The organism is Tolypothrix sp. PCC 7712 (genome assembly GCF_025860405.1).
Classification (GTDB): Bacteria; Cyanobacteriota; Cyanobacteriia; order Cyanobacteriales; family Nostocaceae; genus Aulosira; species Aulosira diplosiphon.
In genome coordinates, this window is record NZ_CP063785.1 from 7366078 (window position 1) to 7389820 (window position 23743).

The 23743-nt window shown below is 43.5% G+C and carries 13 protein-coding genes and 3 pseudogenes; 4 read left to right on the forward strand and 12 right to left on the reverse strand.

Going from position 1 to position 23743, the window contains the following annotated elements; genetic code table 11:
- Positions 1–37: 37 nt before the first annotated feature.
- The 4 genes from HGR01_RS29985 to HGR01_RS30000 are packed head-to-tail and all read left to right on the forward strand — an operon-like array spanning position 38 to position 11170.
- Positions 38–862 (forward strand): phytanoyl-CoA dioxygenase family protein, encoded by an 825-nt coding sequence (locus tag HGR01_RS29985; protein ID WP_045868951.1) that lies wholly within the window; start codon positions 38–40, stop codon positions 860–862.
- A gap of 23 nt (positions 863–885) precedes the next feature.
- On the forward strand, positions 886–9489 hold the full coding sequence (locus HGR01_RS29990; RefSeq protein ID WP_052335084.1) for a non-ribosomal peptide synthetase: 8604 nt from the start codon (positions 886–888) through the stop codon (positions 9487–9489).
- Between the two features lie 14 nt (positions 9490–9503).
- Positions 9504–10853: an MFS transporter gene (locus HGR01_RS29995; protein ID WP_045868553.1), complete on the forward strand. Its 1350-nt coding sequence runs from the start codon at positions 9504–9506 to the stop codon at positions 10851–10853.
- 38 nt (positions 10854–10891) lie between these two features.
- Positions 10892–11170, forward strand: coding sequence for a hypothetical protein (locus HGR01_RS30000; protein ID WP_096621861.1), 279 nt, complete (start codon positions 10892–10894; stop codon positions 11168–11170).
- Here the strand turns inward: HGR01_RS30000 and HGR01_RS30005 are convergent.
- From HGR01_RS30005 to HGR01_RS30055, 12 genes and pseudogenes are all read right to left on the reverse strand, one after another.
- Positions 11134–11466 (reverse strand): annotated as a pseudogene (locus HGR01_RS30005) (molybdopterin dinucleotide binding domain-containing protein); the annotation flags it as partial. The gene HGR01_RS30000 and the pseudogene HGR01_RS30005 overlap by 37 nt on opposite strands.
- A gap of 883 nt (positions 11467–12349) precedes the next feature.
- Positions 12350–13844: pseudogene (locus HGR01_RS30010) on the reverse strand (IS481 family transposase); the annotation flags it as partial.
- 16 nt (positions 13845–13860) lie between these two features.
- Positions 13861–14417 (reverse strand): annotated as a pseudogene (locus HGR01_RS30015) (recombinase family protein).
- 423 nt (positions 14418–14840) lie between these two features.
- Positions 14841–15311, reverse strand: coding sequence for a helix-turn-helix domain-containing protein (locus HGR01_RS42005; protein ID WP_045868548.1), 471 nt, complete (start codon positions 15309–15311; stop codon positions 14841–14843).
- A gap of 165 nt (positions 15312–15476) precedes the next feature.
- Positions 15477–16649 (reverse strand): FAD-dependent monooxygenase, encoded by a 1173-nt coding sequence (locus HGR01_RS30020; RefSeq protein WP_052335083.1) that lies wholly within the window; start codon positions 16647–16649, stop codon positions 15477–15479.
- Positions 16646–17146, reverse strand: a complete 501-nt coding sequence (locus tag HGR01_RS30025; protein WP_155539024.1) for an ester cyclase — start codon at positions 17144–17146, stop codon at positions 16646–16648. The genes HGR01_RS30020 and HGR01_RS30025 overlap by 4 nt, the downstream gene beginning before the upstream one ends.
- Positions 17147–17271: 125 nt before the next feature.
- Positions 17272–18696, reverse strand: a complete 1425-nt coding sequence (locus HGR01_RS30030) for a cytochrome P450 (RefSeq protein ID WP_063749812.1) — start codon at positions 18694–18696, stop codon at positions 17272–17274.
- Between the two features lie 10 nt (positions 18697–18706).
- Entirely contained in the window at positions 18707–19888 is a 1182-nt protein-coding gene (locus HGR01_RS30035; protein WP_052335082.1) for a class I SAM-dependent methyltransferase, read from the reverse strand.
- Complete coding sequence (locus HGR01_RS30040; RefSeq protein WP_045868545.1) at positions 19875–21185, reverse strand: HEAT repeat domain-containing protein; 1311 nt, start codon at positions 21183–21185, stop codon at positions 19875–19877. Before HGR01_RS30040 ends, HGR01_RS30035 begins: the two co-directional genes overlap by 14 nt.
- 184 nt (positions 21186–21369) lie before the next feature.
- Positions 21370–22254, reverse strand: a complete 885-nt coding sequence (locus HGR01_RS30045) for a helix-turn-helix domain-containing protein (protein WP_081583909.1) — start codon at positions 22252–22254, stop codon at positions 21370–21372.
- A gap of 54 nt (positions 22255–22308) precedes the next feature.
- Entirely contained in the window at positions 22309–22746 is a 438-nt protein-coding gene (locus tag HGR01_RS30050) for an acyl-CoA thioesterase (protein WP_045868544.1), read from the reverse strand.
- Positions 22747–22789: 43 nt separating this feature from the next.
- Positions 22790–23386, reverse strand: coding sequence for a hypothetical protein (locus HGR01_RS30055; RefSeq protein WP_045868543.1), 597 nt, complete (start codon positions 23384–23386; stop codon positions 22790–22792).
- Positions 23387–23743 lie beyond the last annotated feature (357 nt).

Consider the following 23743-nt stretch of genomic DNA (forward strand, 5'->3'; position numbering starts at 1 on the left):
GTTTTTGACTGAGGATTAATTTATTGAGGACATGACTATGATTTTGACACAAGCGCAGTTAAAGGAATATCAAGAGAAGGGTTTTATCTTATTACCCGATTATTTTTCTGCTTTGGAAGTGGAAAGAATGAAAACTGAACAGGCTCATCTATTGGCGGGAAATTCTGATTACACAGTTTTAGAGAATGATAAAACAACTATTCGCTCTATTCACGGTTCTCATACTAATAGTAATGTTTTTCAGAATCTCTCACAAATTTCTCGTTTGGTTGAGCCTGCAATGCAAATTTTAAATAGTCAGGTTTATGTCTATCAATTCAAAATTAATATTAAGGCAGCGTTTAGTGGTGATGTTTGGCAATGGCATCAAGATTATATTTTTTGGCGGAAAGAAGATGGAATGCCAACTAATAGAGTGACGAATGTTGTGATTTTTCTGGATGATATGAATGAATTTAACGGGCCGCTATTTTTTATTCCTGGTTCGCATCAAGAGGGAATGATTGATGTTGTTTCCCAAAATACTACAGATACTAAAGAGCAGGATAAAACTCAATGGTCTGCAAATTTTTCTAATAATTTAACTTATTCTTTAAATCGTCATACTGTTGCTAATTTAGTTAATAAATATGGAATTTCGGCTATCAAAGCATTAGCTGGTTCGGCGTTATTTTTTGATAGTAATATTGTTCATGCTTCACCTAGTAATATATCTCCTTTTTCTCGGAGTGTGGTGATTATTACTTATAACAGCGTTGAAAATATCCCTGTCAGCATTCCGAATAAAAGACCAGAGTTTATTGTCAGTCGAGATTATCAATCGATTACTCCTATATCAGATAGTGTTTTAATTACAAAATAAAATTTATAGATATTAATTTAATTATGAGTAATTTTTCTGAAAGCCTCGGCGATATTTCACCAGAACATTACGAACTTTTACAGCTTTTACTTAAGAAAAAAGGAATCGGTAAACCAGAACAGAAAACCATTCCGAAAAGAATAGAACAAAGCCATTGTCAGCTTTCTTATGCCCAGCAGAGACTATGGTTTTTGCATCAGTTAAACCCTGATATTTCTGTTTATAATATGCCTGCGGCTATAGGTATTCAGGGAAGTTTAAATATTGCGGCACTGACAAAAACATTTAATGAAATTGCGCGACGACATGAAATTTTACGCACCCGTTTTGAGACTGTCAATGGTAAACCAATTCAGATAATTGATCCAACTGTTAACATACCCTTGTCTGTGGTAAATTTACAGGATTTACCTGATGGAAAACGTCAAACTGAAGTTACTCGATTAATAAAAGTAGAAGCAGAAAAGCCCTTTGAATTGACACAAACACCACTGCTAAGAACAACTTTATTACAGTTAGATGTAACTGAATATGTACTATTATTGACCATTCATCACATTATTGCTGATGGTTGGTCAATAGATGTCTTGATTCGAGAAGTAATGGTGTTGTATGAAGCATTTTGCGGTGGTCAACCTTCTCCCCTAACCGCATTACCTATTCAGTATGCAGATTTCGCGCTTTGGCAAAGTCAATACTTGCAAGGAGAAGTTCTCGCAAATCAATTAGCATTTTGGCGAGAAAAGCTAGGAAATCACCCACCTGCACTAGAACTACCTACTGACCGTCCTCGCCCAGCAATTCAGACTTTTCGGGGTGCTACGCAATCTTTTTCCCTATCTGCTGAGGTGACGCAAGCCCTCAAGACTCTGAGTCAAACAGAGGGAACTACTTTGTTTGTTACCCTGTTGGCGGCGTTCAAAACTTTGCTTTATCGCTACACAGGACAGGAAGATATACTGCTGGGTTCTCCCATTGCTAACCGCAACCGGGCTGAAACTGAAGAGTTAATTGGCTTTTTTGTCAATACTTTGGTGCTGCGTACTAATGTATCCGGTAATCCCAGTTTTCGGGAACTAATTGCTAGGGTACATGAACAGGCATCAACAGCCTATGCACATCAGGATATTCCCTTTGAGCAGTTAGCCGCAGAACTACAGCCCCAGAGGGATTTAAGCAGAAATCCATTGATACAAGTGATGTTTGTGCTGGAAAATCGGTCTAGCTCGCTTGGGGAATTGGGTGACTTAAAGTTGAGTCTGCTAGAAATCAATACAGCGATCGCTAAGTTTGATTTAACCTTGATATTATCGGAAACCTCACAAGGTCTCAAGGGTTGGCTGGAGTACAGTACAGACCTATTTGATGCGGCGACAATTACGCAAATGGTCAGACATTTTCAAACTTTAGTCGGTGGTATTGCAGTTAACCCTGACCAGCGTCTTGCTAGTTTACCTCTCTTAAGTGCGGCTGAACAACATCAGCTTTTATATGAATGGAATCACCCAGAAATTAGCTATCCGCAGCACTATTGCATTCATCAACTATTTGAACAATCTGCACAACAGACACCAGAAGCGATCGCAGTTGTTTTTGAAGATCAACAGCTAACTTACCAAGCTCTCAATCAACAAGCAAACCAACTAGCACATTACCTGCGTTCCCTTGGTGTCAAACCAGGGGTGAAAGTGGGTATCTGTGTCGAGCGTTCCTTGTGGATGATAGTAGGTATTCTCGGTATCCTCAAAGCAGGCGCAGCTTATGTACCCCTTGACCCCAGCTATCCCCAAGAACGCCTCGCTTTTATTATCCAAGATGCTCAAGTAGAAGTCTTGCTCACCCAGCAGCAATTATTGGAATTTTTACCGCCTCATCAGGTTCCGGTAATTTCTCTGGATAGAGATTGGCAAATCATTGCTCAGGAAAATCAAGCTAATCCTGCCTGTACTGCTACCGTGGATAACTTAGCTTATATTATTTACACCTCCGGTTCTACTGGTCAACCCAAAGGTGTATTAGTCCCTCATCAAAATGTCACACGTCTATTTGAGGCTGTGCAACCTTGGTTTGAGTTTAATCAACAGGATGTGTGGACGCTATTTCATTCCATTGCTTTTGACTTCTCAGTGTGGGAACTTTGGGGGGCTTTGTTGCATGGTGGAAAGTTAGTTATAGTACCTTACTGGCTGAGTAGGTCGCCAGAAGCTTTTTATCAATTGTTGTGTCAACAAAAGGTAACGGTACTCAATCAAACTCCCTCAGCCTTCCGCCAATTAATACAAGCTGAAGAGTCTTTAAATCATCAATTAGCCTTGCGTTTGGTAATTTTTGGCGGAGAAGCCTTAGAAATCCCCAGCTTGCAACCTTGGCTTGAGCGGCATGGCGATCGCTATCCCCAGTTGGTCAATATGTATGGCATTACAGAAACAACTGTTCATGTTACCTATCGTCCCATCACAATGGCAGACTTGCAAGTTAACTCAGGGAGTGTAATTGGTCGTCCTATCCCCGACTTACAAGTGTACATATTAGACCAATATCAGCAACTCGTACCCATTGGCGTTTCTGGTGAGATGTACATTGGTGGTGGAGGTTTAGCCCCAGGTTATCTGAACCGACCGGATTTAACCACCGCAAAATTTATACCTCATCCTTTTAGCAATCAGCCAGATGCAAGGCTTTATAAGTCTGGTGATTTAGCTCGTTACTTACCCAATGGTGATATTGAATACTTGGGACGCATCGACCATCAGGTGAAGATTCGCGGCTTTCGTATTGAATTAGGGGAAATTGCAGGGATCTTAACTCAACACCCATCTGTGCAAGAAACGGTGGTACTGGCTAAGGAAACCTCATCGGGAGAAAAATATCTAGTCGCTTATGTAGTTTTCCGCCATCAGCAAACTGCGACAACTAGCCAACTGCGAAACTTCCTGAAAAAACAACTGCCTGATTATATGCTGCCATCAGTGTTTGTGGTTGTGGAAGCTTTACCTTTAACAGCCAATGGTAAACTAGACCATCAAGCATTGCCAGAACCAAGCACCAACAGACCAGAATTAGATGTTGCTTTTGTCGCTCCCCGCACTCCCGCAGAAAAGATACTCGCCGAAATTTGGTCACAAGTGCTGGGTTTTGCAGAAATCGGCATTTATGATAACTTTTTTGCTTTGGGGGGAGATTCGATTCGTAGTATTCAAGTGCGTTCTCTAGCGCAAGAACATGGGTTATATTTCTCTTTACAACAGATTTTTCAACATCAGACAATTCACGAACTGATTGCAGATGTAGTTATAGAAGAAAATCCCCAGGCTATCACACAATCAGTTGCAGCATTTAGCTTAATCAGTGAACAAGAGCGATCGCAATTACCGGAAAATATAGAAGATGCCTATCCCTTAACTATGCTTCAGATGGGGATGCTCTTTCATAATGAGTATGATACTGATACACCTATTTATCATAATGTTGCGAGTTTACACATACAAGCTCCTTTTGCACCGCAACATTTTCAGACAGCCGCCCAGCAATTGATTAATCGCCATCCGGTCTTGCGGACTTCGTTTGATTTGAGTAACTTTAGTCAACCGTTACAGTTGGTGCATAAAAATGTTACTGTCGCTTTGCAAGTAGAAGATTTATCTCACCTCTCGACTATTGAACAAGAAGAGATATTAAATGCTCAGTTAGATGTCCAAAAACGCCATAAATTTGATTGGATATCTCCACCACTATTACGCTTTCATATTTATCGCCGCAGCAGCCAAACTTTTCAATTTAACTTTAGCGAACATCATGCAATTCTCGATGGCTGGAGTGTCGCTACAATGCTGACTGAGTTATTTGAAAACTACTTTAGTTTATTGCGAGGAGAAACACCCACTATTAAATTATCGCCTGAGATAGCTTTTCGAGATTTTGTTGCCTTACAACAAACAGCCCTCCAATCACAAGCATCTCAAGACTACTGGAAGCAAAAGCTCAAGGGCTGCATGATGACTAGAATACCACGGGAGTATCAGCCTCAGTCTGCCACAACCTCAGCCATTCGTGCATTCCCCGTTCTCATTAGTGATGAAACTGCAACTGGATTGCAACAACTAGCGAAAGTAGCCAAAGTTTCCCTTAAGAGTGTATTAGTCGCTGCACATATATATGTACTTAGTCAGTTGAGTGGGCAATCAGATGTGGTGACAATTATGGCATCTCATGGCCGCCCAGAAACAACTGATAATGATTGGAGTTTAGGACTTTTTCTCACTCCCCTACCACTGCGGATGAAACTTTCCGGCGGTACTTGGATAGACTTAGTACAACAAACTTTTGCGGCTGAGAAAGAGTTATTACCCCACAGATTGTATCCATTAGCTCAGATGCAAATCGATTTGGGGAATCAGCGTCTAGCAGAAACATCGGTAAACTTCACGCGCTTTCATATCTACGAACGTTTGCAACAACTCAGTAATTTACAGATAATAGACACCCAGGGCTTTGCAATGACAGATTTTGCCCTAGTCGCTGAATTTAGTTTTGATGTTTTCGCATCTCAACTACAATTATTTTTAATGTGTAATACCTTTGAGTTTTCTAAGCAACAAATAGAGGAAATAGGTGACAAATATGCTCAAATTTTGGTTGTAATGGCGAGAGAATCAACAGCAAATTATCAATTAGTTGAAGTTGCCAATCAGACAGTTAAGGAAGATGAGAAATACCAATTATTAGCTATATCTACTGGAGAAAAAATTAATTATCCTCAATACAATTGCATTCATCAACTATTTGCTCAACAAGTAGCCAGAATACCAGACAATCTAGCCGTCGCCAGTGAACATCAAAAAGTAACATACGCACAGCTTAATAGTAGTGCTAACCAATTAGCTAATTTTTTGCAAAATTGGGGCGTAGTGACTGAAACTTTAGTGGGAATTTGCGTGGAGCGTACCCCGCAAATGTTAGTCGGTATTTTAGGTATACTCAAAGCAGGTGGAGCTTATGTCCCTCTCGATCCGAGTTATCCACAACAGCGATTAGATTTCATGTTGCAAGATGCCAAAATAGAAATCTTATTAACACAAAAACATTTACTACCAAAATTTTCTCATCACAATATAAAAATTATCTGCATAGATACCGAATGGGAGGCAATTGCACAACACAGTGATGCTCATCCTGAATGTGAAATTACATCAGATAACTTAGCATATATCATCTATACTTCTGGCTCTACAGGCCTTCCCAAAGGCGTAGAAATAACTCATAAAAATTTAATTCACTCCACCATAGCGAGGATAAATTATTATCCAGAATATGATGTAAATTTTCTCTTACTGTCCTCCTTCGCTTTCGATAGCTCAGTTGCGGGAATATTTTGGACTTTGTGTTGTGGGGGAACTCTTTATCTTCCTCAAGTCGGTGAAGAAAAAGAAGTACGAAAGTTGGTGAAGTTAATATCTCAATATCAAATTTCTCATTTGCTTTCTCTTCCTTCTCTATACGCCCTGATATTAGAACAAGCTGAAATTGCACAACTAACTTCACTACATACAGTGATTGTAGCGGGAGAGCCTTGCCCAAAAAAATTGGTTCAATATCATTTTGAATTACTGAAAAGCACATCTTTATATAATGAATATGGCCCAACAGAAGCAACAGTTTGGAGTAGCGTCTACAATTGCTCTTGTCCCGAAACAGGAATTAGTATACCTATTGGTCGTCCTATTCCTAATACACAAATTTATATCCTTAATTCTGATGGGAAACTTGTTCCTGTGGGTGTGACTGGTGAACTGTACATTGGTGGTGACGGAATCGCTAGAGGTTATCTCAGTAAACCTCAGCTAACAGCAGAAAAATTTATACCCGATTTCTTTAGCAATGAACCAAACGCACGTTTGTACAAAACAGGAGATTTAGCTCGTTATCGCCCTGATGGTAACATTGAATTTTTAGGTCGGAGCGATCGCCAAGTCAAAATTCGTGGTTTTCGCATCGAACTGGGTGAAATTGAGGCGGTACTAGAAGAACATCCAACAATTCGGGAAGTGGCGGTAGTATCTAGGGAGATACAAGGCGACTCTCGTTTAGTCGCATATATAGTACCATCATCCCAACACCTTGACTCCCATGAAACAATTCTAGAACAGCAGCATATTGCCAATTATCAAACAGTTTATGACGAAATTTATAGTCAAAATCAGAACTTTTCTCAGCTAGACTCTACAATTAGCCTGAGAGCCTGGATCAGCAGTGATACTAATCAGCCCCTACCAGAAGCAGAAGTCATTGAGTATGCAGACAGCACAGCACAACGTATCCTCTCAAATCTGCAACCCAAACGGGTATTAGAGATTGGCTGTGGTACTGGTGTGATTTTATTGCGGGTAGCTCCTCACTGCACGCATTACTGTGGTACAGATATCTCAGATGTAGCTTTGCGTTACACTCAGCAGCAATTGGCAATTCGTCAACCAGATATTTTCGCCAAAGTTTCATTTTTGCATAGAGCAGCACACAACTTTCAAGACATAGCAACTGAACAGTTTGACACTATTATTTTGAATGAAGTCGTGCAGCATTTTCCTAGCATTGAATATTTTGTTGATGTTTTACAAAGTGCTGTGAAAGTTGTCCAGCCAGGAGGATGTATTTTTCTGGGTGGTGTACGCAGTTTGCCACTTCTAGAAGCTTTTCACACTTGGGTGCAGTTAAATCGAGTTCCACCTTCATGGAGTACAGCGCAATTGTACCAACGGGTGCAAGAACAATTATCTGCTGAGAAGGAATTAGTTATCAATCCAGGCTTCTTCACTGCGCTGCAAAAATATCTGCCAGAAATTAGTTATGTACAGATTTGTCCTAAACGTGGTTCATATCACAATGAACTGACAAAATTTCACTACGATGTCATTCTTCATATCAAAGCAGAAGTAAATTTAGCTGCGGATATTTTGTGGTTAAATTGGTATGAGGAAAAACTCACGGTGACTGCTGTACGTCAGTTGTTAAAGTCCAGCGCACCAGCAACGCTAGGGCTACGAAATATACCCAATGCTCGTGTAGAAACAACTGTAAAAGCAGTAGAATTACTGAGACAAGATTCAGGAATACAAACTGTTGGTGAACTCAAACAAGCCTTGCAGTCAAATTTTTCACCATTAGGTGTTGATCCTGAAGAATTTTGGACTTTGAGCCAGGATTTACCGTATACAGTAGATATCAGTTGGGCTAACGCTGCTATTGATGGTAGTTACGATCTACTGTTTCGCCGCTACTCAGATAACTCTACAAATCTGATTCCGGAATTTGGTGCGATCGCCACTGATTTCCAACAGCCATTAGATGCCTATGCTAACAAACCCTTGCACAGCCAGAGTAAATTAACTTCAGAGTTGATTCCCCAAATAACCAGTTACCTGCGCGAAAAACTACCTGAGTACATGATTCCCGTGAATTTTGTCACTCTAGAAGCACTACCACTGACACCTAATAGCAAGGTAGACTATCAAGCATTGCCCACACCTCAGCAAATACGTTTTCGTTTCACAGAAACTTTGGTTTTTCCCCGTGATAGTTTAGAACTTCAACTCGCCCAAATTTGGGAAGACATTTTAGATATTCACCCCGTTGGTGTGACGGAAAACTTTTTTGACTTGGGAGGTCATTCGCTTTCGGCTGTACGTTTAATGGCGCAGATTCGGACTAAATTAAACCAAGACTTGCCTTTGTCTATCCTTTTTCAAGGAATCACAATTGAAAAACTAGCGAGTATTTTACGCCAGCAGTCTGATGTACAAACTCACAATCTTTTGATACCTCTTCAACCTCACGGTTCCAAAAGACCTTTCTTTTGTTTACATCCGACTGGTGGTAATGTTCTTTGCTACTACGAATTAGCCCGGCATCTGCAACCAGACCAGCCAATTTACGGATTGCAAGCATTGGGGTTAGATGGAGAACAACAGCCTTACAACCGCATCGCAGACATGGCTGCTTACTATATTCAACTCATACGTACCATTCAACCAACAGGCCCTTATCTTTTGGGAGGCTGGTCTATGGGTGGTGCGATCGCTTTTGAAATAGCACAGCAGTTACATCAACAGGGCGATCAAGTTGATTTACTAGCTTTGTTCGATAGCCTAGCACCAATTCCTCAAAACAAGCCGACAAATATTAGTGAGTATAACGATGCCAAAATGCTATCTCAACTAGCTCAAGATATGGCTAGTTTGACTGGCAGAAATTTGGCAATTTCTGAGCAACAACTTCAGCAATTAGAGCCAGATGAGCAATTGCAATATTTCTTAGAACAGGCAAAAATAGCTAATATTTTCCCCCCAGATATTGAACATCAGCAACTGAGTAATCTTCTGCAAGTTTTCAAAAGTAATATCCAAGCCATATTAAATTATGTGCCGCAAGTTTATCCAGGGCGAGTTGTTCTCTTTAGAGCCAGTGAAAACAACTTTAATCAAGCACCACAAAACCAAACCTTGGGATGGAATGAACTTTCCTCGGAATCAGTAGAGATTGTAAATGTGCCAGGAACGCACTACACAATGCTGACCAAACCTCACGTTCAAACTCTCCTAGAACATTTGAGACATTATCTCGCTCAAGATTAATCTAGGAGAATTAAATGCCGCAATATACTGTAGCCCAAAGCATGAGAGTTTTTACTTTCATTTGGCTTGGACAACTAGTCTCACTGCTGGGTTCGAGTCTCACAGGCTTTGCACTAGGAGTTTGGGTTTATCAAAGAACTGGGTCAGTTACACAGTATGCACTCATTTCTTTATTCTCACTACTACCAGGTCTTTTAATAGCACCACTAGCCGGCGTTTTAGTAGACAGATGGGATCGACGCTGGCTGATGATTTTTAGTGATGCTGGAGCAGGTTTAGGTAGTCTGATAATTGCCCTGTTGCTGTGGCTGGGTAAACTCCAAGTTTGGCAAATTTACCTTATTGTTGCCATCAGTTCAATGTTCAGTGCCTTCCAGTGGACTGCTTATGCTGCTGTAACCACATTACTCGTTCCTAAACAGCACTTAGGGCGTGCTAATGGAATGGTACAGTTTGCAGAAGCAGTATCACGGTTGATTGCACCAGCCTTAGCAGGAATACTAGTAGTCTCAATCAATCTTCAAGGTGTCATATTACTAGATAGTGTGACCTTTGTTTTTGCGATCGCCACGCAGATGTTCGTTCGATTCCCGAAAATCAAAACTACGATCGCAGATGTAGAGAAAAACAAATCCCTGCTACGGGAGGTGGTGGATGGCTGGACATACATCACTACTCGACCGGGACTACTGGCATTATTAATATTTTTTGCTATAAAAAATTTTTTGGTAGGAACTGTTAACGTACTGATTACACCCTTAGTTTTATCTTTTGCTTCCGCTACTGTCTTAGGCACCGTACTCTCAATTGGTGGCAGTGGTATGCTCCTTGGCAGTTGTGTTATGAGCTTTTGGGGTGGTTCACGGCGACGTATTCATGCTGTACTGGGCTTTACCCTGTTGGGTGGGTTATCTATTATCATGGCTGGAATCAAACCAGCAGCACCAGTTTTCTTTGCAGCTGCGTTTACCTACTTCTTCGGCTTCCCCATTGTCAACAGTTGCGATCAAGCTATTTGGCAAAGCAAAGTGGAGCTTGCTGTCCAGGGACGAGTTTTTGCTTTGCGACGTATGCTGACTTGGGGATCTCTACCGCTTGCTAGTTTTGTAGCAGGCCCCTTAGCTGATCGAGTCTTTGAACCTTTACTTGTTCCGGGAGGGTTATTAGCCGGAAACCTTGGACAGATTATTGGTGTAGGGAAAGGACACGGCATTGCCCTATTATTTATTCTTATGGGAATACTGACTATGTTGACCACAGTAGGCTTCTATTTATACCAACCTCTACGTTTATTAGAAACTCAATTACCTGATGCGATTGCTGACAATACGCCAATTTCTAAGGAAGACATAAGACAAAATTAAATTATGGACGATAAGAATTCATACAAGATCATAAATGGTTGGTACTGACATTAGAAAGACTGTTAGAAATTCACATTTCAAATAATGATGGCAGACAAGATATACACTCTCGGATTACAGATGATACCTGGTGGTTATCACAAATTACTCAATTTCCAGATGAAGTTCCTTTGGTATTAGAGAGCCGATTAAATCGGTTGCCTATAGTTGTAGTACGACAAGAGTATGAGCAGATTACAAACTTAATACTGGATCTCCAAGCAGATCAATGTAGCGATCGCTATTTTCCATACACTAGCACCGACACCCGTTTGTAAGCAGGCGTACCGGAGCGGGTTTCGGTTCTGGCTTTAAAAATGACATTCACTTCCGGATAAAACATCAACGCTGCCCCTTCTCGTACAGCACCATAAATCACTTCCACGTTCTCTAGTTTGTCGGCATCGCCCTGTACTGTGACGCGATCGTGTTCGGCTAACCCAATTTTTTCTGCATCTGTGCGATTCATCAAAATACAGCGGCGATGGGGCATTCCCCGATATTGATCATCAATTTTGTAAACCACCGTGTTGTGTTGGGAATAGCTGCGTCCAGTCATTAATGCCAGCACGAGACTATTCGCTGGGCGAAATCATCCCATGATTCAGCCATTGAGCCTATTCTTGCTTCTTTTTATGGTAAATAAGTATAAGTACTCTGAGTAATACAGACAGAAATAATGACATCTGTTTTTTTTGGATTGGCTTGGGCTGTTTACGGATTTCTTCTAGGAGGTCTGACTCCCACAATATTTTATTTCTTGCTGTATACATTTTTATCTTTTGTCAGCCCAGATTCTGGGGTATATAAATACACGAATAAATACATAGAGCCAACAAAAGTCATACAGATATGTGCATTATTAGGTGCTATCTTCGGATTTTTCTTTGGTATAACGTACTAATTAAGTATTAGAGCAGCTCAATTATGTCTAGATTTGCTGCTACTCTTTGTTTTTGTGTTTCTTGCTCTTTTTTAAGTTCTTGAATCTCTATGCACTTATGGATTGATTGGTCAGCAAACCAGACATATCTAATACTCGCACTGACCAAGTAGATGCACAATCTGCCATATTTGCGCTTTGGGTCGATTCGCTCCAAGTGTTGACCCAATTGAGTTTCCAATCTTGTAATACCTCTATTAGTTGTAACGACCTGCAATACTAATCGCTCAAACCTGCAATCAAGACATTTTCAAACCAGGATTAACTGCAACTATAATTACGCTTCAGCCAGGATTAATTGCAACTGAACCAGGATTAAATGCAACCAACCTGCAATCAGGAGTTTGAACCAGGATTATTTGCAACTATAAATACTTCCATTTTTCTTGCGTTTTTAATCCACTCAAAGCGGCAACCCAGCCGCTAGCATTTGTTCCTGTAATTCACGCGATCGCGCTGGATCGAGTTGTCCGCGAAACAGCAATTTAATTTCAGCAGGTTTAGCCAGATAATCGGAAATCGCCCTTTTAGCAAACAGTACAGTGGGATAAGTAAATTCTTGGTATGGGTCGGGGTCATTAAAAGGTGTGATGGTTGGCGTAAGTTCCTTGTACTTATCCACCAGAAATTGTAGATCCGCGTTTTTGTCTAAAGCTGTCCGTGGCAAGCCCAACTTTTTAGCTAAATCGGCAATTTTATCTGCCCGTTCTTCGGTTTTAGTTTTCTTGTGTTTGCGATAGCGATGTAGTGGGATGGGCCCATCAACTGGGTAAAATGGCCCGTAGCGGCGATCGCTAAACTCAACGTATAGCTCGTTGTCAAATAAACCCCACCAAAGGACGACGGTTTCACCAGCCAAGTCTGGCTCTACCTCGTAAGCTACGCCCTCAATTGATACTCTGGCATCTGAACCAACCTTTCTACGTTGTGGTTCGCGGGCAAAGTTACAGAATCGCTCCCAACTACACATTGAACGTAACCCAGACTTGGGTATATTTCGCAACCAATCTTCTATCCGCGAATGTGGTTCTATGCGGTGTGGTTTGTCGTTGTAATGCAACAAATATTGGCGTAACCACAAGTTAGCTTCAACGTCGCTTTCCGGTTCATGAAAGTGATACAGAGTCTCGTGGGCTTCTTTGACCGTCCGAAAAGGTCTTTCCACTTTGCCCTTGGAGCGAGCTGTTACCCTGCGACCATCCTTACCCGCAGGCATGTGCGTAACCAGCTTGATTCTCAAGCAATCCATCACATTTTGAAATACATGGCTTTTAGCAATTGGTCCGTTGTCGGTGTAAATCATTTCTGGAATCCCATGAAAGGGAAATCCGTCAGTTGTTTTCACCGTCATCGCATTAAATAAGAAACGTAATGCAGCTTCAACATCCTCCCCATAAACACAGTGATATTCCTGATAACATACGCCACTACGGTCATCAACAATGCTGTACAGCATCAGTAGTGGATTACCCTTACCCGGTTCCACCCATGATGGCTGTTTTACGTGTTTGAGATCCGATGGGCTGAGGTCGAAATGCCAACATTCGTTGCTGTATTCTGCTTGAAAACGTACCGCAGGCGGTTGCCTAGTCATACGTTCAGTGTCGTACCCCCAGGTTTTCAAATAATAATTGACAGTACATAAGAGTCAATGCGCCTTTAGGCGGTTGGACAAAACCATCAGGTGTCTCCATCCCAAATTCTTCCAACAGTTCAATTGCCCGTACTGTAGAGACATGTCGCCCTTTTTTGTTACTGGTACGGATTTTCATCGCCGCGATGACCTCGCAGTAACGTTCCATTTCTGAGAGTGAAAGCTTTCTGGGTGTCCCGCTATCTGAGCGGTTTATAGATTTTGGACGTGATGAATTACGCAACGCCCGATATAACGTATCAGTTGACACTCCATACAGTGCGGCTGTTTCTTCAATGAGAATTCGACGCTCTTGGCAACGACTAGGCAAACCGTCGAGGCGGTGGCGTAAATTGATGAGCGCCTCTGTCGGGATTTGCTTATGTACCATGTTAGGTATTTATCTCTGCAATGTAGTTGTAGAGCGTTGGTTTGGAAATTCCCATCAACTTACATATTTCAATAATGGTGTGTTGTTTTTCGGTATAAAGCTTTACTGCTAATTGACGTTTAGCTGGGTCAAGGGCTTTTGGTCTTCCTCCCCTGTGACCGCGCTTACGCGCTGCGATTAGTCCAGCAGTTGTGCGTTCGCGGATTAGGTTGCGTTCAAATTCCGCCAATGCGCCAAATAAATGGAAAATCAACCTACCACTGTTGTTTGTGGTAGTAATGGATTCTTGTAAACTAGAAAGCCCAATTCCTCGCTGGCCTAAAGTTTCCATCGTTTCAATAGGTCTTTGAGCGACCTTCCCAAGCGGTCGAGCCGCCATACCACCAAAACATCACCAGTTCGTGCTACCTCCAATGCAAGAGTTAGTCCAGGTCTTACTGCTTTTGCACCGCTTATACGGTCGGAGTAAATTTTCTCGCAACCAGCAAGCTGCAAAGCATCCATTTGCAGGTTCAGATTTTGGTCATCTGTTGAAATTCGGGCATAGCCTATCAACATACTTTGAACCTCAACAAGTACATATACTCGTTACTTAACAGCGTATGTTGCCTTTGATATAATTACCGAGTTTCGTTACTAAACTTGATTCCGTTTCTGATTTGCAATCTGGGTGGTAATAACGGTTAAAAAAACGACCGTTTTCTTTACCTTTATAGTTGCAGATAATCCTGGCTGAAATTTAAATAATGCGTGTTTGTAAATTAGGGCGTTTTTTGAGAAAACCGTCAAACTACAGTTTGACTGGACTTTCGGTTAGTTGCAAATAATCCTGGTTCAAACTCCTGATTGCAGGTTGGTTGCATTTAATCCTGGTTCAGTTGCAATTAATCCTGGCTGAAGCGTGATTATAGTTGCAGTTAATCCTGGTTTGAAAATGTCTTGATTGCAGGTTTGAGCGATTAGTATTGCAGGTCGTTACACTTAAGTGCCTTTTTTACTGGGTCTTGTTTGCAACGATTGCTGTTTCTGGTTCGTTTCCAGCGATAGTTTTTTTTTGAGCAATCTTCTCAATCGGTCGCTACTTAAATCCACTAAGCGCTCTTGTTTCAATTTCTGAGCTAATTGCACACTATTGTAAGTTCGGGGCTCTTGCTCCAAACACTCCGTCAAGTAGTCCAGGTCTCCTGCTTGCCACTTTGGTTTTGCTCCCCGTCCTGGGGCTTCCCACAGTCCCCCTAATCCTCCTTTTTCCCATCGCCGTAGGGTCGCTCTGACCGTATGAGCATGGCACTCGAACATCTTTGCAATCGCTGGTACATTCCATCCCTGAGCGTTCAGGCGCAACATATGGGCTCGGTCACGGGTTCTTTGAGGAAGGCGCTGAGCAAGTCGCAGTTCATTTAAGGTTCGGTCTTCCTCTGGGGTCAGAATAATGCGTAAAGGGGCAGGCATAACAAGCTAATTAGCAGTTTTTCTATCTTATAATTAATTCCACCCACCTACTTAAGTAAATCATAAGTACCAAATAAAATATGTACAACACCAGTAATATTGGCAAGAGATTTTATCCAATTCCTTTTTCATGCTTGGCTGTGGGTTTTTCTCATGAGGGACTGACTAGAAAGAAAATATTTTGCTCAACTGCTGAAATCTCACGAGTTCCGGTGTGCGTTTGATCAGTTGATTTCGCAACCAACACAAAATGGGATTGTTCCATTGTCCCATTTGGCCCATCCGCCTTGATTGCATCACAATCTCACTCGTGCGGGGAATTCGTCGAGATTCATAGGCTTTCAAAGCCAAGGCAATCTCAGGAACTGCTTGTAAACAGTTCTTTAAGACTACGGCATCTTCGATCGCCTGACAGACACCTTGACCCAGATTTGGTGTAGCTGGATGGGCAGCATCGCCCAACAGCACCACCCGTTTGTCACTCCATTGCTCCAAAGGATCTAGGTCGTAGATGTCATTGCGAAGAATTGCGGATTCATCGGTTGCTGCAATCACTGCTGCGATTGGTTCATGCCAATCTCTAAATCGTTCTAGAAGTTCCTGTTTACGCCCCACATCCCAATCGAGATCGCCTGCGAGTGCGTTGGCACAGGCAAACCAATATACTCGATCTTGAGTCATAGGAAACAGCCCAAATTGTGCGCCTCGTCCCAAAGATGTTAACCCAATCAGGTTTCCAAGTTTGAATTGGGTGACACCTCGCCACACGGTATATCCTGCATATTGTAATGGTGTCGCCTTAAACAATTGCGCCCGGATTACCGATTTAATTCCATCTGCACCAATTAAAATATCTCCACTGACTTCTAAGCCGCGATCAAAAATAGCACTCACCTGCTGATCATCCTGGTGATAACTTATGCAGCGAGTGCCAAAGGTAATTGCTGTGCGGTTGAGCGCCCCTAACAGCACATTAAGTAATTCTGCCCGGTGAATGGCAACACCATATACACCAAAATTTTCCTCTGGCTGATGCACTACATCAAACAACAACTCGCCACGCCAGGAACGCATGGCAATGCCAGAGAATGGCAGACTGACTGCCTGTACTGCTTCAGCCAGCCCTAATTGCTCTAGCGCACACATAGCATTAGGCCAAAGAGTCAATCCAGAGCCGATTTCGCGCATTTCGTTTGCTTGCTCATAAATTACTGGCTCGAAGCCAGCCTGAGAAAGCGCGATCGCTGCTGTTAGTCCACCAGGGCCTGCACCAATGATCATGGCTCGTTTGCTTTTTTCACCATTCACACTGCTCATATCAGCATCCTGTCGAATCACGCCATTGCACTCAGCAATTCTTCTGGCAGTAATCCCATTTGTTGCATCATGTACAGTTCATCTGTCACACCCCAATGTTCCACAATTTTCCCATCAGCCAAACGAGCAACCCCAAGTACAGTGCAGGTGACTTGTTTTTCAGTTGGCGGCGCTCCCATGTAAGTACCAGAGTGCGTACCACGCCAAGTCATACGCGTCACAACTTTGTCTCCTTCCGCCAGAATATCGTCAATTTGAAACTGCATATCGGGGAAAGCAGCCATGATCGCACCAACAATTCTTTGAGTGTCTTGGTAGCCGTGAGCATTGGTGCGTGTGTGATGAATTAAGTTAGGCGACCAGAATTCAGTTAATTCTTTCAAATCACCTCGATTCCAAGTTTCTACATAACGACGGATGATTTGTTTGTTTATCTCTGCAACGGTTTTGTTGGCTTCTTCGAGGATCATAAAGTAACCTTCTTCGGCGTAGCTAATGAAGTTTGAATTTCTCTGCACAATGAAATGATGTTTTCACTAAATTGACATCGCATCTTCTTCCAGATTGCTTTGTCTTGAAAATGGGGAACAGAGGAAGAAGGAGCTTGGTTGTAGGATTTTCCCGTGATTGCTCTGTTAATCCTTTACCCTAAGTCAACCAGAGAGAGGATGTTGCCACATACTTCATTCTTGCGGAACTGGCGACGTTGCAGTTCTACAATCATCGGCAATCCTTGCTTTGGTGCTGACAACATTAATCCACTGCGATCAATCCTGGTTTTGGCAGGTAAGGTCAAATGATATCGCTGTAAAAGCATTGATAACACTAGCTTCATCTCCAGCATGGCAGATGCAGTTCCTGGACACATCCGCGGGCCAGCAGAAAAGGGGATGTATTCGTAAGGCCCAGGATTAATGTTTTGCCAGCGTTGTGGAAGAAACTTGTTGGGCTGAGGGTAGACATCTGGGAGACGGTGAGTAATATAGTGGCTGACAATTATAGCGGCTCCTTGAGGAATTGCATACAGTCCCAGTTGACAAGGCGCAGTGCTGATCCGGCTCCACCAAAGCACCGGAGGCAACAAGCGCATACTTTCTTTAATCACCCACTCCAGTAGCTGCAATTGGCTCAACTGCTCTACTGTAGGTGCATGGCCGTGCAGCTTGCCTGCCAATTCATCTAGCAGATCAGCCATGACACCAGGATGCTGAGAAAGCAGAAACAATGTCCAGGTCAGCACTCTAGTAGTAATGTCGTGCCCAGCGACAAATAAAGCGGCAGTTTGTCCAATTAATTCGTCATCCGTTAACTGCGTGCCGTTTTCGTCATGCGCTTGCATGAGCATGGACAGCGCATCTCCTTGATCTGTTTGACTGGTTCGCTTGTGGTGGATGATTGCTTGAATTTCACGCTCCAAACGCTCAGAAGTAACTAACAGACGGTAGTAAGGTAGACCTGGAATATTAAATGGCAGTAGCAGTGCCGGGATGGAAAAAACCAGATTCATCCAGGATTCTAGCAGGTAGCCAATTTCCGCGCCTTCCTGTGCTGGATCGAGTCCTAGCCGAGTTTTGATGGCAATCTTGAGCATGAGTTGCCGCAGTTCATCGCAAAGATTGAGTGATCGCCCAATTTGCCAATTGCTCAATGTCTGCTCAACCAAAACAACAATGTCATCCCGATAGCTGGCTATTCGCTGGGGATGGAAAGCGGGCATAATTAATCGCCGTTGCTGTTCGTGCTTGACACCATTCATTTGATGTAGCCCTGCAAACAGACGTGAGAGAGGGCTATTTTCAGGAACTTTGATGGGCAAGGATTTGGCATCGCGCGCGTAAAACAGACTGGTATTACCAAGTACCAACTGGTTGTACTCAGGCGAAAAAACAAACACAATCTGAGGTGTACCTGCTGCCAGCCCAACAATTTCTCCATAACGCTGGTGTAAACTGTGCATTTGCGCGATCGGATCGCGCATGAATGGCAGCAAATTACCATATCCACCCAGCACAGGTAAAGGAGATGGGCCGGGAATCAGGCTAGTTGAGCCAGGATGAATTGCGCTCACGGAGATTTGATTAGGGTTTTACCTCATACAGGATGTTAAATGGATTTTCAATTGGTAATCGCCGAATGCTGCTAAAACCTGCCTCCGTGCAAAGTTGGCGAATTTTAGACTCTGGTAGCCCCATCGTACCCAACCCAGCACCGCCATCAGCGAGAGAAACGGGCGTGTTGTAAAGCACACTGGTACTATACAAAATCGTGCCTGCGGGGCCAAAGTTCTCTTCCAGCTTGTCCGCACAGTTCATTTCTAGTAGCAAATAAGTTCCATCAGGCCGCAGGGATTGCCGAATTGCTTGCAATCCCTGAAGTGGGTTGGCAAAATCGTGAACCGAATCAAAAGTTGTGATCAGATCATACTGATCTGGCAGCCCAGCCATGACGTTCCGTTGCTCAAACCGCACGTGATCGCTCATACCAGCAGAATTTGCATTGGCTGTTGCCACATCAATCGCCAAAGCAAAGCCATCATAGCCAACGTAACGAGAATTGGGAAACGCTTGAGCGAGTTTGATCAGCGCCCACCCCCCGCCACAGCCAATGTCTGCAACCTGAATACCGCGATCGAGTTTGGATAACACATCGGGAACCGTCGGTAGCCACTGCTGTACCAGCAAATTCTCGAACCAAGTCGCACTCATACGCTCCATGCCTTGGCGCAAATCCCGGTTGTAGGACGACTGGGGTATGCCTCCACCGTGACGAAATGCTTGGGCAACTTGATCCAGAACAGCCATAAGTCCCGGTATTTGTTGATATGCACCACCCATAAACATCATGCCTCGTTCTTGGGCTAGAACCAAGGCGTGTTCGAGAGGCAGGGCGAAACGTTGAGTCGATGGGTCATATTCCAAATAGCCAGCACAGGCAAGCGCACTCAGCCACTCGCGCGCATAACGTTCATTAATTCCCGCCCGACCAGCAAACTCGGCACAAGTCACAGGCCCATACGCTGCTAAAGCTTTGAATAGACCTAAGCGATCTCCCAGGCTACACAGAATGCTCACCAATGTACCACTCAGGTCTGCCATGACTCGATTCATGAATGCTGAAGCCTTTGCCATATCCATGTTGAATTGGGGGGCTTGAGCAACCGATGCGGACGGCTCAAAGATTGTAGTCAAAGTAATTTCTCCCTGTGTAAGTGATTGTTGCAGAAAATCTGTAGTTGAATACTTCAGATCAACTGCTTCCACTACAGCAGGACACACCAGGCTGATCTGGAATGCCATCCATATCGCTATCTAGTTCACCTTCCGTTGTGGAGTAAACATTGCGTGAATTCAGGTCTATGTAACCATCCTCATCCCAATCGTTCAGCTTGCCTTTGAACGTGCCAGAGATAAACACATTGGTGAGTGGACCTGTAACAGGATCGTGTAATGTTGAGAGAATGCCATTTCCCGGTCGGAGAATGTCTTCTAACGATTTGCCCGCCAACTGTTGCAGATTGGTGTAACCCCAACCTTGGAAGCGTCCGCGCACATAGCGAATCGCGTCTGCACCCCGAATCTGGAAGCGGTTGTCTAAATACCAGCAGCCTTGTCGTGCAAACCCAATCAGAGCATCCCGTACACCCTGGGATGCATCATCTGCCCGACCAGACAGGTAAAAGGGTCGCTGCACTTGCGACTCAAAGTAGAAATTGCCCCGATCAGGACGGGTTCTTTCTGTAAAGCCCCGGAATAGGTAGTTATCGATGTGTAAACTGCCATCGGCGTGTAGTCCAGAAATAGCCTTAGCAATGACTAACTGTCGTTCACGGGTTTCGACATTTGGACAAGCATGAGCCTGTCCGTAGACCCTTGCCAGACCTTGGGGTGCCAGGGACAACTTGCCCCACCGTTGATTTGTGGCATCCAGTCGAATATACAAATCGCAGTGAATCAATAGGAAAATCGTTTCATCAAAGGTTCGTGCGGGCGTGTAGCGACAGTGGCGATTGTCGAAGGCTGGATCGCCAGTTTGCAATTCTGAGATAAACAATTTTGCCCATTCTGCAATTTCTGGATCGGCATCCTGAGAGAACTTTTGCAGTGCTTGAATCGATTGAATACCACCTAGTTTTTCAATTGCCCAAAGTGCATCCCAGCGCACCTCACGATCAGCATCGTGTTCAACTACCTGACAGAGTAATTCAATTGCATCAGTTTCATTGCGATCGACATACTCATACAATGCCTGTTCTCGCATCACAGGATCGGGATGGCTAAGTGCTTGTCGTTGCAACTCCTGATTAGGACGTGAGTCAAGCCGCATGGCTATGCGATCGAGGGCATAGCCAAAATCACTTGCCCAAGCTGCTGGATCACCAACGATGTAGCGAGGTTCTGTATAGTTGAGTGTTGATTGGTAAGCAACTTCAAGAACTTTGCGCTGTTCAGGAGTATGAAGCACAACCGGAACATCATTTAGCCCATTTCCAGGTTGCTTCTTTTCTGTTGGTGGAGATGCTTGCTGTAGATTTGATTTATTACAAAGGTCAATTGCCATTGGTTGCTTTTCTCCTATTGAAGTGAGTTACATATCCTACTTCCGCCCTGACCATGAGACTACTTGTATTAGTGGCATCACAAGTGGATAGATTTTGGAAATGCACTGTTCTTGAGGTACGACTGAGCAGGAAAACAATTACCAGTTTGCAATCCCATCATTGGTTTTCACGCTTATGATATTACTAACAGGTAGAGTAGCTGCTTCTTTGAAATTGCTTATTCTGCTTGGCTCGAAGTTTTTTAGGCAACGTTCCCGATTGACTTGCCCCATACTGAGCAAGCAAGAACGGTAAGGCTAGTAAAAGAGGTGGATGAGTGAGTTGGGCGGAATGCAGGGTGATATCTGCATTACCACTCACCTGACCGCCACGCACAAGAATGGGACTCGCCATTCCCTGTAGTATTGCATTGTTCAACCAAGCAGTAATTGGATTCTCTGACCTGGGAAAAGCCGCAGCGAATGGATAATAAAACCCATCGGGTAAAGAAACCTGGAAATGGCCAGGTGCGGTTAAAAGGGTACAAGCGATCGGTTGCCCTTGAGGAATTGGTGTTGAAAAAAAACCAATGGCGATCAGTCCTACGTGGTCATCTGGAGCCTTAACTTGGCCAGTCAATCCCAAGGTTGAGGGAACAATGGGGTTGATTTGACAGGCATCTTCAGACAAGTTGTGAACGTAGGGTATGAGTTCTACTGACAACTTCCGTAGCTGACCGGGTGATAAACCCACCAGTTGGGTAAAACGAGTGATAAAAGTACCCAAACTGTTATAGCCCACCTCGTAACAGATTTCAGTCACACTCAGTTGAGTAGTCAGGAGGAGTCTTTTAGCAGCTTCCAGGCGCAGTGTATAGAGAAATTGGGAAGGTGGGATGCCTGTAACCTGACGAAATATACGATTGAAATGATAAGGACTAAGGGCGGCAATTTCTGCCATGTCCTGTAGGGAAAGTGTTTCATCTAATCGTTTATGCATGGCTAGGATGACTCGTTCAGTTGCCTGACATCGTAACAATGCGGTACTTTCTCGGCAGTTGGTAGCAGATGACAAATGCTCCACTAGCATATGAATCTCCCTATACTTGCAACGACATTTGAAATTTTTGCGATCGCTGTTTACTCAATTAAGTACCTTGGTTTCAACATAAGGCTGCAAAGCTTCCCTTAGTGCAGCTGGCACAGCTGTTGGCAGCATTCGCTCTCCTTCTCGTTTCATGCAGGCTACTTGTTGCTCACCACGAGCGATCAATTCTTCGTGACTACTCGTAAGCCTCCAGTATTCAAAGAGCATAGTAACTCGATTTTGGGTAAGTTCCTTCAGGCGCATACGAATGGCGATGGTATCGAAGGCAGAAAGTTCGGCAAAATACTCACAAGACACTTGAACAGTTGCTAAGGCAAGACCTTGAGATAACTCTTTCAAAACTGTAGGGGCATGATCTCTCAGAAACATCTCACGACAACGCCCTTGCCATTTCAGGTGATTTACGTAGTACACATTACCGACGAGGTTAGTTTCTTCAAAGCTGACAATGTGCAGATATTCATATGCTTTCATCGCTTTCCTTTAAGATTAAGTTTTTTGTACCCTATGTTGGCGATTAACCGACTTCAACATCACCATCTGGCGGAAAACGATGGTAGCGTAGGGCGATCAGCATCGGTATCAGCACGATCAGGTTGTAGAAAAGATGCAGTTCGATTCTAGGTAGCCAAGGTTGTCCAGTAAAAGGGCGATCGCTAAAGTATTGGGAGATGATCTGTGCAATACTAACTGGCACAGCAAATTCATATAGGTTGTTGTGGATTAGTGACTGACCTAGTAATAAGGCGTGTTCAATGTGATGCCAGAATTGGATGATAAAGGCAACGTTCCACCAGAAAAGTGCCTGTCTAATGGTGATGGCTGGACGCAACAATACCAAACCCAGGAGCATAAACAGAGCATGACCGTAGTGCAACCACTCCGATTGCACTAACCAGGGATAGAATAGTCCTAATGCGCCTAGACATTGGGGCCTGGGCCAGTGCAGTACCCAAAGCTGAAATCCCTGCAACAAGTGTTCAAGCAAATGAGCAAGGATAACAAGCATAAAAATCTGCATAGCTCGTCGATGCCAACGTCCGTTTAGGGTATGGATCAGAGATTGAAAAATTGCTGATGTGGAGTTTCTGGGCAAACTTCTGGTATTTGTCATGGCAAGTATCCTTTGTTAGGTTTAGCTGCGAATTATTTCGGACTTATGCAAGAACTCTCAGAAAGGAATGGCACTAAGATAACGGCAAACCCATTACCTATAAGGCTTTTGGGTGTGGGGTGTCGGGTGTCGGGTGTAGTGAGTTGAAGATTTATTTATGTTGGCACTGATTTCTAGAAACTCTTTATTCTTCCCTACACCCTGCACCCTACCCCCAACACCCAGTCCAGGCAAGGATTTCACTTTTTCTTAGTGCCATTCCTCTCAGAAAGTCTTATTACTTCGTGTCCTTTGCGTTCTATGTGGTTCGATAAAGAAAAAACGAACCACATAGACGCGATCACGGCTTAAGGCAGG

What these genes read in the sequence shown, in the direction of transcription:
- HGR01_RS29985 (WP_045868951.1), top strand. Translation starts at nt 38, where the DNA reads ATGATTTTGACACAAGCGCAGTTAAAGGAATATCAAGAGAAGGGTTTT.
- HGR01_RS30050 (WP_045868544.1), bottom strand. Translation starts at nt 22,746, where the DNA reads ATGAAAGCATATGAATATCTGCACATTGTCAGCTTTGAAGAAACTAAC.
- HGR01_RS30055 (WP_045868543.1), bottom strand. Translation starts at nt 23,386, where the DNA reads ATGACAAATACCAGAAGTTTGCCCAGAAACTCCACATCAGCAATTTTT.
- HGR01_RS42005 (WP_045868548.1), bottom strand. Translation starts at nt 15,311, where the DNA reads ATGCCTGCCCCTTTACGCATTATTCTGACCCCAGAGGAAGACCGAACC.
- HGR01_RS29990 (WP_052335084.1), top strand. Translation starts at nt 886, where the DNA reads ATGAGTAATTTTTCTGAAAGCCTCGGCGATATTTCACCAGAACATTAC.
- HGR01_RS30045 (WP_081583909.1), bottom strand. Translation starts at nt 22,254, where the DNA reads ATGCTAGTGGAGCATTTGTCATCTGCTACCAACTGCCGAGAAAGTACC.
- HGR01_RS29995 (WP_045868553.1), top strand. Translation starts at nt 9,504, where the DNA reads ATGCCGCAATATACTGTAGCCCAAAGCATGAGAGTTTTTACTTTCATT.
- HGR01_RS30040 (WP_045868545.1), bottom strand. Translation starts at nt 21,185, where the DNA reads ATGGCAATTGACCTTTGTAATAAATCAAATCTACAGCAAGCATCTCCA.